This window comes from Levilinea saccharolytica (assembly GCF_001306035.1).
GTDB classification, from domain to species: Bacteria; Chloroflexota; Anaerolineae; order Anaerolineales; family Anaerolineaceae; genus Levilinea; species Levilinea saccharolytica.
The window spans coordinates 1-14,498 of the sequence record NZ_LGCM01000022.1 but is presented as its reverse complement, the minus strand read 5'-3'; the positions used below and the strand labels follow the sequence as shown (position 1 = coordinate 14,498).

Below are 14,498 nucleotides of genomic sequence, written 5' to 3'. Positions count from 1 at the left end.
TGCCCATAATCTGAGAAAATTGGCCGCCTGAAAGGGCGGCTTTTTTTGTTTCTCAAGCCAAAATGACTTTTTTGCCCCCTTTTTAACCATATTGGGGCTGCCTGGATCTTCTTTCCAGACAGCCCCGGCCGCTCTTACGATTTGATGGATGTCCAAGGAGATCAGCGACCCGAAACGATTACATTTTTATTCTACAAATAAATCAGGCATGATCCAAGGTGGTCATGTTAATTCGTATGTTCAGCGATTTGGACAGGTCGGAACTGACAACCATACGCGGCAGGTTTACCCAGCATCGTCCAGGATAATCTCTCAACCGTTTTCCACCAGATATCCGGGATCTCATACCAGGCTGCGCCGGCAACATCCCGCGCAATATCCGGGTCCGGAGCGGTTCCCTTGGCCAATGTACTATCTGGATTGACCGCAACTGTTGTGTACACTACTGAATAGATTGGCCCAAGTGCAGCCAGTGACAGCATCATTCCCCATCCGCATTGAGACGGTTTGACCGTTTTTGCAGCATCGATCCGATCTGCCATGAATTCGAAATAAGTCATACCCTGTGGTGCCTGGGGAACGCTCATCGGCTGATTGCCCCGATAAGCGATAAACAGGATGGTTGCGATCACCAACAGAAGCAAAGCGTTTTTGAAAATCTTGAAGACCAAATGAAATCCTTTCAGCAGAAACATATCTTCCTCCAGAAAAATGATTATCCAAATACCAGACCCTGAATGGTCAGATCAAGATCATCCGTGATTGGGGCGGATCCGGCTTTAAGTGAAACACCCCCCGCTCGTAAAGCTGCTTTCAAGGCTGCAGCTCGCCTCCGTTCGGGAATATCGGAAAAGAAGAAGAGCAGATCATCATCCTCCCCTTCTCGCAGGCTCAGTGTGAAGCGAATCTGATAAACCTTGCAATCCAGCTTTGGGCGACCACGCTTTGAACCCATGCTTAGTTTTTTCGATTGTGGTTCTGAAATAATGATATTTTCCATAAACCCCTCGCAATCGATTGAACCGGATCATCCGCCAGAATGCCTTTACCGTTGAAGAAATAAGGCAATGAGTTTTTGAGCAGAATTGCTCCACCGCCTACCAGGATCACAGCCGTGAAACGCCGCCAGGCTTTGCCCCACCGCTTTTCAATCTCTCCAGTGACCTCACGCTCCCAGATTGGTAGTGCCTGCGAAATGTCGAGTTTATTGGCGCGCAGGAGCGTGTCCAATTCACCCAGGGAGTAAAGCTGCTGACCGTTGACCAGCTCCAGCAGACGACGCACACCGGTGGTTGAAGCACCTGTAAAGCGTTGAACCGGAACTTTTTCGCGCACGACCAGTAACTCAGTGGTATTCATGCCAATCGAGACAATCCCAACTTCCTGGGTATAGGCGCCACGACGTTCGGGAACGATCTTGCCTTTGTCATCCAGAACGTAATCGAACAAAGCCCCTGCCGGCTGAGAAGTAACCCGAACCTCGGTCACATTCAGGTGATATTCCTGGTCATTGGCTTTCCAGGTGTGTTCTGCTTTCATCCAACGCTGAATGCTTTCCACCGTGGTTCGTGCTTCCTCTCCGGAGAGGGTATCCAATGGTAAACCACAGGTGATGCTGACAGGCTGAGAAATATCCCCCGATCGCAGGATCAAGCGGGTGAATGCCCCATAGAAAAGCGCAAGCATTTCCGGTGAACCGGCAAAACGATCCATGCTCAGGTTTTCTACTGGCCGTCCGCTGTCGTGTGCGCCATTATCGACAAAGAACGTACTTCCCGATGGCAAAGCGATCCGCAGTGGCAGGCGGGAACTGCCCAACCCCAGCATGCGCCCTACCAGCGGGCCATTATTAACCGCGACCTGAGAGATCAATTGAATGTTCTGCTGATTCCCGTGCAGCTTGAGCGCTCCCATTCCCAGGTCAAGTCCAAAACTAATTGTTTCTGTCATGCAATCTCCTTTATTCTACATGGTACAAGTTAACTTGGAGTAATCTGAGGTAAAAAAATCAACCTCATCGGCTGAATTTATTGTAGCACATTACTCCATGTTAATCAATAACTTGTAGTATTTATTTGGGAGATTATTTTTTATATGGCCGCCCTGAATCATCAAAAGCCCATTTGCCCTGACCACTGTTTTGGCGATAGACATTGGCACAGTAAGCCACGTCTGCTTCATCCAGCAGTGTCTTTCGACCCTCTTTGCCCAATTGGTGGATCAGCCCTCTCTGCATCCAGCGCGTGAGCGTGGATGTGTTGAGCTTGTATTTCCGACCGGCTTCATTGATGCTGATTGGAATGCCTTTCAAGCTGGCGTTGAGCTGATACTCAGGTAAGGCTTCCTTGGGCAGCAGATTATTCACGCTGATTTGACTGATGCCAATACTTCCATCGGTCATCACGGCTGCCTGAAGTTTTCCCTCATCTGCCAACTGATAAATAGAGTACAAATCCAACCCAAGCTGTTTGGCGGCCTGTTCGGGGGTGATGTAATATTCCAATCGGGATTGATCGAGTTTCACGGACTACTCACAAAATTCGATTTACTACAAGTTAATCATACAGTGAAAGTGAAGGATCGTCCAGCATTGAAAGTGATCCTCCAAATTTTCTTTACTTGTTATCAAAATAAGCGTATAATGATAACAATAATTTCCTTATTATCACTTGTGAGAAGATAGCATGAACCCTGAAGATTTCCAGGAAAACATAAGCGGACATTTAATCTCCATCCCCGAGGGGGGATTTGCCTATGTGCCTAATCCACTTCCACCGATGAATCTAACCTGGGATTCCGGGTTGATCGTGGTGCTCTCGCTTGCTGACCGTGCTTTAGGGGAATTGGCTGGTATAGGCAGATCATTACCCAATCCACATTTGTTGGTGCGTCCTTTCCTCAGACGTGAGGCCGTCCTGTCTTCCCGGATTGAAGGAACGCAGGCATCGCTTGCGGATGTGCTGGCATATGAAGCAGTCCAATTGCCGCTTTTTGACGCCCCGGATGATGTGAGAGAAGTACATAATTATGTACGCGCTTTGGAATATGGCCTCGAGCGGATGAGCAGCTTACCCGTAAGTTTACGTCTGATCCGAGAATTGCACGGTATCCTTCTGGAAGGGGTGCGTGGGGAACAGTTCCGAGCGGGTGAATTCAGACAAGGCCAGAATTTTATTGGTCCTCCAGGGAGCAGCCTTGCCACGGCCACTTATGTTCCGCCCCCACCCAAAGAAATGATGGAGGCATTGCAGCAATTGGAGTTGTATATCAATGAAGCATCCAATCTTCCTCCACTGATCCGTTTGGGCTTAATCCACTACCAATTTGAAGCCATCCATCCTTTTCCGGATGGTAATGGACGATTAGGCCGGCTGTTGGTTTCTATACTGTTGTGCGCCTGGAATTTGCTGCCTCAGCCTTTATTGTATTTGAGCGCCTTTTTCGAAACCAACCGGCCTGATTATTATGCCAATCTGCGTGGCGTTTCTGAAAAAGGGAATTGGAATTCTTGGTTGAGCTTTTTCTTAAATGGTGTTTCCTCTCAAGCAATCGATGCGGCAGCGCGTGTTAAACGGATCAACGATCTGAGAGAGAATTATCGCCAGCGCTTCCAGCAAGGGCGCTCTGCAGCTCGTTTACTCCAGGTTGTGGATCTGCTTTTTGCCCGGCCGCTCATTTCTGTACGCACGGTTGAAGAGGAACTTGCTCTGCCTTATCCAACTGCTGAACGGTATATTGATGAATTGGTAAAACAGGGGATCCTTGAAAGCTCTGGCAAAGCCCGTAACAGGGTATTTGTTGCCAGAGATATACTTAATGCTGTTGAAGAAACAAAAATCGTGGGACGTTAAGGCAATCATGATCGAATTATCAAAACTCGAAAGCCACCTTTGGGAAGCTGCCAACATCTTGCGTGGTCCGGTAGACGCAGCAGATTTTAAGACCTATATTTTCCCTTTACTATTTTTCAAGCGTATCTCGGACGCCTATGATGAGGAAACAGAAGCGGCGCTTGCTGAATCTGGAGGGGATATTGATTTTGCTCAGTTGCCTGAATTTCATCGCTTCATCATCCCCAGAGGCTGCCATTGGGAAGATGTACGGAATCGGACATCCGATATTGGCCAAGCCCTGCATTATTCTTTAACAGAAATTGAAAAATGCAACCCTGATACTTTATATGGGATTTTCGGCGATGCCCAATGGACAAACAAGGATCGCCTCTCTGACTCATTGTTGCGTGATCTCATTGACCATTTCTCACGATTAAGATTGCGAAATTCAGATGTTGACGCGGATATCATGGGACAGGCTTATGAGTATCTGATCAAGAAATTCGCGGACGCCACAAACAAGAAAGCCGGCGAATTTTATACGCCTCGCAGCGTAGTGCGGTTGATGGTGGATATTTTAGATCCCCAGCCAGATGAAACAATCTACGATCCCGCCTGCGGAACAGGCGGCATGTTGCTCGGTGCAATACAACATGTGCGTGAGAAAAATGGGGATATTAAGCGGTTATTTGGCCGTTTATTCGGTCAGGAGAAAAACCTGACCACTTCATCCATTGCCCGAATGAATCTGTTCCTCCACGGTATCGATGATTTCCACATTCTCCGAGATGACACACTGCGCCGTCCCCGTTTTATCGAAGATGATCGGCTGAAAACATTCGACTGTGTCATTGCAAATCCGCCTTTTTCGCTGGAAAAATGGGGGGAAGAGATATGGAAGTCTGATCCCTACGGGCGTTGTTTTGCGGGTTTGCCCCCTTCTAGCAGTGGTGATTACGCCTGGGTTCAGCATATGTTGAAATCACTCAAACCACGGTCAGGTCGCATGGCTGTAGTTTTACCGCATGGCACGTTATTTCGAATGGGTGCAGAAGGGAAAATTCGTCAGAAGATATTGGAAATGGATTTATTGGAAGCGGTGATTGGCCTGGCACCCAATTTGTTTTATGGAGCCACCCTCGCGGCTGCCATCCTGGTGTTTCGGAATCGGAAAGCTCCCGAACGTCAAAATAAAGTTCTGATGATCGATGCATCTGCGCTTTATCGTAAAGGGCGAAACCAGAATACCCTCGAAGAGGAACATGTTGAACAAATCCTGACTTGCTACAAGGCATTCGACAGCCTCCCGGGTTTTTCGCAGATCGTTTCCCTGGATGAAATTGCTCGGAACGATTACAACCTCAATATTCCTCGCTATGTCGAATCAAAACAGGACGAAGATATTGTAAGTGTTGATGATGCGCTGAAGGAACTCAAAACCGCATTACAGGAAGCCTATCGGGCGGAAGATCACCTGTTGGAGTTACTCAAAGATGCTGGATTGGCTTCTTCAGAGTACCGATCTTCTGAACCAATCACCAATAAAGAATAAGGTCATAACATTCATGCAGCTCAACGCTTTCAACAATCTTCCATCACCTATCTCTCTGGCTGACCTTGAATCCCATCTTTGGGGCGCAGCTACCTTATTGCGTGGCTTAATCGATGCTGGCGATTATAAGCAGTACATCTTTCCACTTCTATTCTACAAGCGGCTTTGCGACGTGTTTGATGAGGAATACCAGCAGGCATTGGCGGAATCGAAAGGGGATCAAGAGTATGCCAGCCTGATCGAACACCGCTTCAAAATTCCAGAAGGCGCGCATTGGAATGATGTGCGTTCTCAAACAACCGACCTGGGCAAAGCCTTGCAAAACGCGATGCGGGCAATTGAACAGGCCAACCCGGATACCCTCGCGGGTATCTTTGGGGATGCTCCCTGGACGAACAAAAGCCGGCTTTCGGATCGTATCCTACGGGATTTGATTGAGCATTTCTCCAAACACACCCTCTCCATTGCCAATGTACCCGAAGATGAGCTGGGCATTGGGTATGAATATCTGATCAAGAAATTCGCGGATGACAGCGGCCATACCGCGGCTGAGTTCTACACCAACCGTACCGTGGTGCGCCTGATGACCGAGCTCCTTGAACCGCAAGAGGGCGAATCCATTTACGACCCCACCTGCGGTTCCGGTGGCATGCTGCTTTCCTGTGCCGTTCGTTTGAAGGATCAGGGCAAGGAATATCGTACGTTGAAATTATTTGGGCAGGAACGCAATCTAATCACTTCATCCATTGCCCGGATGAATTTATTCCTGCATGGTTTTGAGGATTTTCGCATTGAGCGCGGTGATACCCTGGCTGATCCAAAGCTGATCCAGGGCGACCGTCTGCGCCAGTTTGATATTGTACTGGCCAACCCACCTTACTCCATCAAACAATGGAACCGCAAGGGCTGGGAAAGCGACCCCTTCGGGCGGAATTTTCTGGGTGTTCCTCCGCAGGGACGCGCCGATTATGCATTCTTCCAACACATCCTTAAGAGCCTCAAGCCGGTCAGCGGACGCTGCGCCATTCTCTTCCCGCATGGCGTGCTGTTCCGTGATGAAGAAAGAGAGATGCGCCGCAAGTTGATTGAACAGGATTGGGTTGAATGCGTCATTGGCCTGGGACCCAACCTGTTTTACAACTCTCCCATGGAAGCCTGCGTAATGATCTGCCGCACTCATAAACCGTCTGACCGTAAGGGAAAGATTCTATTAATCAATGCCGTCGACGAAGTGACTCGTGAACGCGCGCAGAGCTTTCTGGAGGATGATCACATTCAACGGATCACCGCTGCTTACCGCGTATTTGAAGATGAAGAGGGTTTCACCCGGGTGATCACGAAAGAGGAAGCGCTTGATCAAAACGGGAATCTCAACATTGCGCTCTACGTTCGCAAGAAAAATGGGAACGGAAACGGCTTTTCACAGAAGAATGACCTGGCAGAGGCGATCCACGCCTGGCAGCAGAGCTCGCACGCGCTGCGCGAGGCAATGAACGCATTGCTGGAGACGTTGTCGCCGGAAAACAGCGAGGGCAAATAGCCATGACAAAACAAAACACCTCGGAATGGCCCAAAGTGGCATTCGGTGATGTCGTTCGCAACGTGGATGAATCCGTTAGCGACCCACAGAACAGCGGATTGGAACGCTATGTTGGCCTTGAACATATCGATCCCGAATCGCTCCACATTCAGCGTTGGGGACTAATCTCGGAAGGTACCAGTTTTACCCGCCGTTTTCGCCGAGGGCAGGTTTTGTTTGGAAAGCGCCGCGCCTATCAGCGAAAAGTGGCCGTGGCTGAGTTCGATGGGTTGTGTTCCAGCGATATTCTCGTATTTGAACCCAAAGATGACCGACTGTTACCGTTATTATTGCCTTTTATTTGTCAATCGGATGGGTTCTTTGAACATGCCCTGGATACTTCTGCCGGCTCGCTCTCACCACGTACCAAGTTCAAGGAATTGGCTCGTTATGAATTCCCCCTGCCACCACTGGACGAACAGCGCCGCATCGCAGAGATCCTCTGGGCTGCGGATGAGGTAACTGTAAACTGGTCTGAATACTTGCTAAGATCAGAATCTGCGAAATGGCGTCTTTTTGATCAATTATTCTGGAAAAAGAATAAAGCTGATAATCTAGCATTACCGGATAACTGGAAACTACTTCCATTAGGAAAGTGTGTCCATGAAAGAGGTGAAACCAGCAAACACCCACATAAAAGAGAAAGATATTTAGGGCTTGAAAATATTGAACCGGGTTCTTGGACTACTTCCACCTTTTCAGACTCATCCAATTTTTCAAGTAATTGTTCAGTCTTTTATACGGGTGATTTACTTTATGGAAAATTACGTCCTAATCTTGATAAAGCTGCAATAGCAAGTTTTGAGGGAGTTTGTACAACTGAAATCCTTGTATTATGTAATGAATCGTTTATTACGAATGATTTCTTGCTTTGCCATTTTCATTCACCAAGATTCGTAGAATTCAATTCCCATCAAGCATTTGGGACCAAAATGCCTCGGACATCTTTTGAAATATTTGGAAATTATCAAATTCCAGTTCCCCCACTTAAGGAGCAAAGAGAAATCCTCGAAACATTCCATAGTTTAATTTCAACTGAGAGTGAAGTTAAGAACCATATCAATATGTCAAGAAAATTGTCTTCCAATTTAATTAATAAATTGCTTTCAGTAAAAGAAAGTGATGGAGGTTGTATTGTTTAACGAATCCAACTCAGTCGAACTCTTCATCCGCGATCTGCTGTGCGGTAAAACCGGCAAGCAAATTGGCGAACAGCCCGGGCTATACGCCGGCACGCTAACGCAGCTTGCCAGAGGGCAGGGTTGGGTTTACAAACCCGCAGATAAACTTCACCGTTCCACCCAAGATGTGCTGCTGGAAGATGAACTGCGCGCGGCGTTGATCCGGTTGAATCCGGAGATCGCCGAGCAACCCGACCGCGCCGACGAGGTGCTCTACCGTCTGCGTGCCGTGCTGTTGTCGGTAAAAAGCGATGGCCTGGTGCGCGCCAATGAGGAGTTCACCATCTGGCTGCGCGGCGAGCGTTCGATGCCGTTTGGACCCAATCATGAGCACACCTCGGTTCGGTTGATCGATTTTGAGAATATCGGCAATAATCAATGCGTCCTCACCAATCAGGTCATCTTCCAGGCCGGCTCACAAACCCGCCGCTTTGACCTGGTCTTGTTTGTGAATGGCATTCCGCTGGTGATCGGCGAAGCCAAAACCCCCACCCGACCGGCCATCTCCTGGGTGGACGGCGCGGTGCAGGTGCAGGATGATTATGAAGTCAACGTGCCGGCGTTCTTTGCGCCGAATGTGTTTTCATTTGCCACCGAAGGGAAAACCTATCGCTATGGCGCCATCCGGCAGCCACTGGAAAGCTGGGCACCCTGGCGTGAAGAAGATAACAACGAATATTCCGGTTTGAATGAGCTGCAAACCGCTGCGCTGGGCATGCTGCGTCCGGCGATCATTTTGGATATTCTCAAAAACTTCACCCTGTTTGCCACAGATAAAAAACATCGCAAGACCAAGATCATTTGCCGCTTCCAACAATATCATGCCGCCAACCAGATCGTCGACCGGGTGGTGCAGGGCCGGGTGAAGAAAGGCCTGATCTGGCATTTTCAGGGGTCGGGCAAATCGCTGCTGATGGTCTTTGCCGCCCAGAAGCTGCGCATGCATCCGGCGTTGAAAAATCCTACGGTGCTGATCGTGGTGGATCGCATTGACCTGGATACGCAGATTACGGCTACGTTTAACACAGCGGATGTTCCCAATCTGATCTCAACCGACAGCCGTGAAGAACTGCGCACCCTGCTGGCTCAGGATGTGCGCAAGGTGATTATCACCACCATCCACAAGTTTGGCGAAGCGGACGGGGTTCTGAATTCCCGCGACAACATTATTGCCCTGGTGGATGAAGCTCACCGCACCCAGGAAGGCGACCTGGGCAGGAAAATGCGCGAAGCGCTGCCCAATGCGTTTCTGTTCGGCATGACCGGCACACCCATCAACCAGCGCGACCGCAACACGTTCTTTGCGTTTGGCGCCGAAGAGGATGAAAAAGGCTATCTGAGCCGCTATTCTTTTGAGGAATCCATCCGCGACCAGGCCACCCTGCCCTTGCGCTTTGAATCCCGCTTGGTCGAACTGCGCGTGGACAAACAATCCATCGATGAAGCCTATGCCAATCTGACCGGTCATTTATCCGAAGCCGATCAGGCGAACCTGGCGCGCCAGGCTGCCCGCATGGCGGTATTGGTCAAAGCGCCGGAACGCGTGCAGCGAATTGTTTCGGATATCGTGGATCATTATCAGGAAAAGGTAGAACCCAACGGGTTTAAGGCGATGGTGGTTACCTTTGATCGCCAGGCCTGTGTTCTGTATAAAAAAGCCATGGATGAAATCCTGCGCCCGGAAGCCAGTGAAATCGTGATGAGCGTGTTTCACAATGAGACGGAATACAAAGCCTACGACCGCAGTAAAGAAGAAGAGGAAAGATTGCTGGACCGTTTCCGCGATCCGGCAGATCCGCTAAGGTTCCTCATTGTGACTTCACGCCTTTTGACCGGGTTTGATGCCCCTATTCTGCAGGTGATGTATCTGGACAAACCGATGAAGGAGCATAACCTGTTGCAGGGTATCTGCCGCGTAAATCGTCCCTACCCCGGCAAGGATTATGGCTTGATCGTGGATTACATTGGCGTCTTCGACGATGTGGCTCGAACGTTGGCCTTTGACGAAGCCAACATGCAGCAGGTGATTACCAACCTGAAGGCGCTGCATGCGCAGCTTCCTGAAGCGATGCAAACCTGCCTGGCATATTTTCCGAATGTGGATCGCACACTCGGTGGTTGGGAAGGGTTGGTGGCAGCCCAGGCATGCCTGCCGGATAATGAAACGCGGGACAAATTCGCCGGCGACTTCTCATTACTTTCACAACTCTGGGAGGCGATATCGCCGGACCCGGTGCTTTCGGATTATGAAGATGATTATCGCTGGTTAGGCCAGGTGTATGAATCCGTCAAACCGCCCAGTGGCAGCGGCAAACTGCTCTGGCATGCACTAGGAGCCAAGACCCTCGACCTGATCCATGAGAACGTTCATGTCGAACGCGTTCGGGATGACCTGGATACACTGGTCATGGACGCCGATTTCCTGGATGAACTGCTCGGAGAACGCGATCCAGAGAAGATCCGCGAGGTGGAAATCAAGGTCATCGCACGCATCCGAAAGCATGGCAATAATCCAAAATTCATCGCGCTCGGAAAGCAGCTTGAAGATCTGAAGAACCGCATGGAGCAAGGGTTGGTTAACAGCCTGGATTACCTGAAACAACTGCTTGAAATCGCCCGTAAAGTATTGCAGGCAGAAAAGGATGTGGACCCTGAAGAAGAACGCCAATCCGCCAAGGCCGCATTAACCGAGCTATTCAACGAGACCAAGACTACCCAAACTCCGGTAATTGTCGAACGCATCGTAGCTGATATTGACGAGATCGTCCGCAATGTCCGCTTCCCTGGTTGGCAGCAAACCATCGCCGGGGAGCGTGAGGTCAAACAGGCGTTACGTAGAGTCCTGCTGAAATATCAGCTGCACAAAGAGCAGGAGTTGTTCGATAAAGCGTACGGGTATATCAAGGAATATTACTGATGAAACAAGATATGCATACGCAGTAATCGCTGATACAACAAATCTATTTTGACATCCTGTTTATTCTTCTTACTAGGTTTGTCTTTTCAGAACGATGGGGTTGATTTACTGGAGCATAACAATTTTGAGGAGTAAATTATGACAATCTCTCCAACAGATTTAAAAGCTCTCTTACAAAAATCCGGAAATAGATGCGCTTTTCCAGGTTGTCCATCTATGCTGACAGTGCAAGAAAGTGATGACAGCACCGTTATACTGAGCAATGTAGCTCATATTGTTGCACAACGAGAGGATGGCCCCAGAGGAAAGTTCGCATTACCTTTGAACCGCAGAGATGAAGAAGGCAACTTGATGCTGCTTTGTCCTGAACATCATAAAATTATTGATAATAAACCACAATTGTATACCGTCGAGCGATTACGGGGAATGAAAGAGGATCACGAAAAACTTGTTCAGACTGCATTAGGTAATGCCATTGATAAGACAACAAAAAGAGATCAGTTTTTTGATAAGTATGCTATAGAAAGCGTTTATTCGTCTCTTCTTGAAGTAATAAAGACCCCTGTATATATCTACCAATCTACACCCACAAAAGATGCTATCGCGAACTACGCGATTGAGCAGTTGCCATTGTTTACTCAACCAGACATTCATCTTCCGTATATCCTCAAGGAGGATAGACTATACACATTTCAGGATCCTAGGAATGCCGATAGCCCCTTCCATACGGTCGTAGAATTAAATTCCGTTAGGCAGATAGCATCACGTAAGTGGTGGGATGATCCCGTCAAGTCTCGTTGGTTTGTTGAACTACTTAATATCACCCTCCAAATTTTTACTTCTCAAAAGGGCTTAGTGTATGATCCTGATCATTACAGATATTACTTTGTGCCTGATCAACCTGGCCAGCCTAAAGATATAGAATATAAGCCTCTAAATCAAAATGTTGCAAAGAAACATGTGGTTTGGCAGCCAATCACAAAAAAGACCGGACTGCCAAAATCCTATTGGCTGCACCGCTCAATTAGCCTTCGCTCCTATTATGTGTCATCTGGTCGGTGGTGCCTTGCACTCAGGCCGGAATTTCGAGTGACAAAAGATGGCAACTTGCCTTTAGATTCTGAAAAAATTGGCGCTAAAGTTACGCGGAAGAAAAGTAAGATGTTCAATTACGATCTATTGGGTGAAATAAATTTCTGGAGGAGTTTTCTTGGTAACAACGAACCAAGAATCGTTATAGATCTTGGCTCTTCTTCCCTTGTTATATCTACGACTCTTCTTTCTGGTGATATCAATTGGCCGGGTATTCCAGAAAAATACGCGAGAACATTTACTAATGTTGAATATGCAGAGGATTTATTTACGTGGGCAAAACTGCAGAATGTTCTTGAAAATGAGGAATTGTTCGACGATCTTGACGAGGGGGCAGAAGATGATATTGATGAATAACCAATCAATGGAACCGATAATCAAGTGTCAATACTTTGAAGAACCTTTACTACAATTTGCAGATGGTAGAGAACATATTGATCCCAAAATTGGGATTTCTAGATATGGTCCAAAATCTTTTAGCCCAAAACGCAAGCACCCCGATACGGTACGCATAGGGTTTATTGGAAGCGCTGACACAATCGATTCTGCGAAGAGCTGGCTGAAAAAAACTTCTGAAGGTGTTTTATGTGACGAAGATCACGTAGAATTTCCAGGTTACATGGAAGACCGCGGGTTTTTCTCAAGATTAATTTTTGATCAAGATTGGAATGGTCAACTTACGCAAAAGGAAATAGATAAAATCTTGGAGAAGAAACCTAAAGAGAGATTTGAGTTTCTGTTAGAAATATTAGAAGAAAAACTCGATTTATTGTCAAAAAAAGACCAGCCACCACAATACATTATTGTGGCATTGCCTGACAACATATACGGAAAATGCAAGGGTGTTGATTACCGAGATCAAGAAAAAGGATTAGTGCACAGGGATCTTCGCAGGGCATTCAAAGCACTAGCGATGAAGTATCAGATACCCACACAATTCCTTCGGCAAAAGACTATTGACGGTAGGGAAAAAGATGATCCATCCAAAGTAGCGTGGAATTTTTTTACTGGTCTCTATTTTAAAGCTGGTGGAATTCCTTGGGGGCCAATTGGATTGACACCTGGGACCTGTTATGTGGGAATTGCGTTCTATCGTCCCCTTGGATCAAAATTTAATTCCATGCAAACGAGTCTTGTTCAGGCATTTGACGAACATGGTGATGGTCTTATTCTTAGAGGACCTGAATTCCAGTGGAACTCATATCGAATGAATTCTAGATCTCCTCATTTAAACGACAGGGACGCAAATAATTTAATCAATATTGTTTTGGACCGGTATGAGAAAGAAATGGGACAGACTCCTCAACGAGTAGTTATTCATAAATCATCTACGTTTTGGCCGGGAGAAAAAGATGGATTCAAGCAAGCTCTAGGCCAACGAGTAAAAAAATTTGATTTGATGTCATTTGATACCCGACAGAGTCATATTCGCTTACTTACAACAAGTAGCTACCCACCCTTACGTGGCACTCGATTCATGGTAGGCGACATGGATTTCCTTTATACAACAGGATTTATATCAGAGTTAGGACAATCTCATGTTCTACATGTACCTTCGCCTATTCTAATCACTGACCATGTTGGGCAAGACACGCCGAGAGAAACACTTCTAAAGGAAGTGCTCATAATGACCAAAATGAACTGGAATTCTTCACGGCTGGGTGGAAAAGCACCGATTACTCTGCGATTCTCAGATATCGTCGGAGAGATTATGAGAGAAATTCCTTCTGACCGTGAACCAATGCCACAATTTAAATTCTATATGTAGTCGGGGTCAATTTCGAGCTGTTTCCAGCAGTTTGAATGGCAGATTGGTCTTAATCAAGGGAAACCACGATCGGTTGAGCCGGTCATTTTATGAAGCCCATGGCGTGACCCTGATTATAAATTTATAACAAGTTGAAGTAGTAAGTCAAATCAAGCTGATTTTTTCACACCATCCGATTGTTCCTTTGGAAGATGGATGGATCAACCTACATGGTCATATTCATAATGTTCCACCACCTCCTGAGGGTTCCAACTTGGGACCCAACCATATCAATATGAGCGTTGAGGTAAGGGAGTATCGTCCCTGGCGGTTGGGTGATATTCTCAAAACCAGCAGGGACCATCCAACAGAGAACGATGTGCCACTCCGTTGACCCGTTCCCCCTTAAGACTCTAGGGGATCGAAGTGGCAAGAACGAAGTGCCACACCGTTCCCCGCTGTATTGGAGATACTAGCCACCTGACAGTTTGAAAAATCAACAGTAAGAACATAGCAAAATCCGAAATGGAAGCGAGTTGAGAAGTTGACGATCAATATAACGCAATCCAATTTGAAAGATACTCAGATCACGACGAT

The 14,498-nt window shown here is 47.4% G+C and carries 11 protein-coding genes; 7 read left to right on the top strand and 4 right to left on the bottom strand.

Annotation, left to right across the window (positions count from 1 at the left end; all coding sequences use genetic code 11):
• Window positions 1-227 precede the first annotated feature (227 nt).
• The 4 genes from ADN01_RS05650 to ADN01_RS05640 all read right to left on the bottom strand — a co-directional run bounded on the left by ADN01_RS05650 (window position 228) and on the right by ADN01_RS05640 (window position 2,524).
• Window positions 228-695, bottom strand: a complete 468-nt coding sequence (locus ADN01_RS05650) for a hypothetical protein (protein ID WP_062419311.1) — start codon at window positions 693-695, stop codon at window positions 228-230.
• Between the two features lie 20 nt (window positions 696-715).
• Complete coding sequence (locus ADN01_RS19215; RefSeq protein WP_147239128.1) at window positions 716-1,000, bottom strand: hypothetical protein; 285 nt, start codon at window positions 998-1,000, stop codon at window positions 716-718.
• Window positions 958-1,950 carry a ParM/StbA family protein gene (locus tag ADN01_RS05645; protein WP_062419310.1) on the bottom strand — a complete coding sequence of 331 codons (993 nt, stop codon included), beginning with the start codon at window positions 1,948-1,950 and terminating at the stop codon, window positions 958-960. Before ADN01_RS05645 ends, ADN01_RS19215 begins: the two co-directional genes overlap by 43 nt.
• 133 nt (window positions 1,951-2,083) lie before the next feature.
• Window positions 2,084-2,524, bottom strand: a complete 441-nt coding sequence (locus tag ADN01_RS05640; RefSeq protein ID WP_075070997.1) for a MerR family transcriptional regulator — start codon at window positions 2,522-2,524, stop codon at window positions 2,084-2,086.
• Between the two features lie 160 nt (window positions 2,525-2,684).
• On the opposite strand from ADN01_RS05640, the gene ADN01_RS05635 reads away from it, so the two are divergent.
• From ADN01_RS05635 to ADN01_RS19210, 7 genes are all read left to right on the top strand, one after another.
• A complete protein-coding gene (locus ADN01_RS05635; RefSeq protein WP_075070996.1) occupies window positions 2,685-3,851 on the top strand; it encodes a Fic family protein in 1,167 nt (388 codons plus the stop codon).
• Entirely contained in the window at window positions 3,817-5,385 is a 1,569-nt protein-coding gene (locus ADN01_RS05630) for a class I SAM-dependent DNA methyltransferase (RefSeq protein WP_075070995.1), read from the top strand. The genes ADN01_RS05635 and ADN01_RS05630 overlap by 35 nt, the downstream gene beginning before the upstream one ends.
• A 13-nt stretch (window positions 5,386-5,398) precedes the next feature.
• On the top strand, window positions 5,399-6,925 hold the full coding sequence (locus tag ADN01_RS05625) for a type I restriction-modification system subunit M (RefSeq protein ID WP_062419306.1): 1,527 nt from the start codon (window positions 5,399-5,401) through the stop codon (window positions 6,923-6,925).
• 2 nt (window positions 6,926-6,927) lie between these two features.
• The gene (locus ADN01_RS05620; protein WP_075070994.1) at window positions 6,928-8,106 is read left to right on the top strand and encodes a restriction endonuclease subunit S; all 1,179 of its coding nucleotides are present in this window, start codon (window positions 6,928-6,930) and stop codon (window positions 8,104-8,106) included.
• Window positions 8,087-11,062, top strand: coding sequence for a type I restriction endonuclease subunit R (locus tag ADN01_RS05615; protein ID WP_201778638.1), 2,976 nt, complete (start codon window positions 8,087-8,089; stop codon window positions 11,060-11,062). Before ADN01_RS05620 ends, ADN01_RS05615 begins: the two co-directional genes overlap by 20 nt.
• 138 nt (window positions 11,063-11,200) lie before the next feature.
• Window positions 11,201-12,511, top strand: coding sequence for an HNH endonuclease signature motif containing protein (locus ADN01_RS05610; RefSeq protein ID WP_147239127.1), 1,311 nt, complete (start codon window positions 11,201-11,203; stop codon window positions 12,509-12,511).
• Window positions 12,504-13,922 carry an argonaute/piwi family protein gene (locus ADN01_RS19210; RefSeq protein WP_236690976.1) on the top strand — a complete coding sequence of 473 codons (1,419 nt, stop codon included), beginning with the start codon at window positions 12,504-12,506 and terminating at the stop codon, window positions 13,920-13,922. The genes ADN01_RS05610 and ADN01_RS19210 overlap by 8 nt, the downstream gene beginning before the upstream one ends.
• Window positions 13,923-14,498 lie beyond the last annotated feature (576 nt).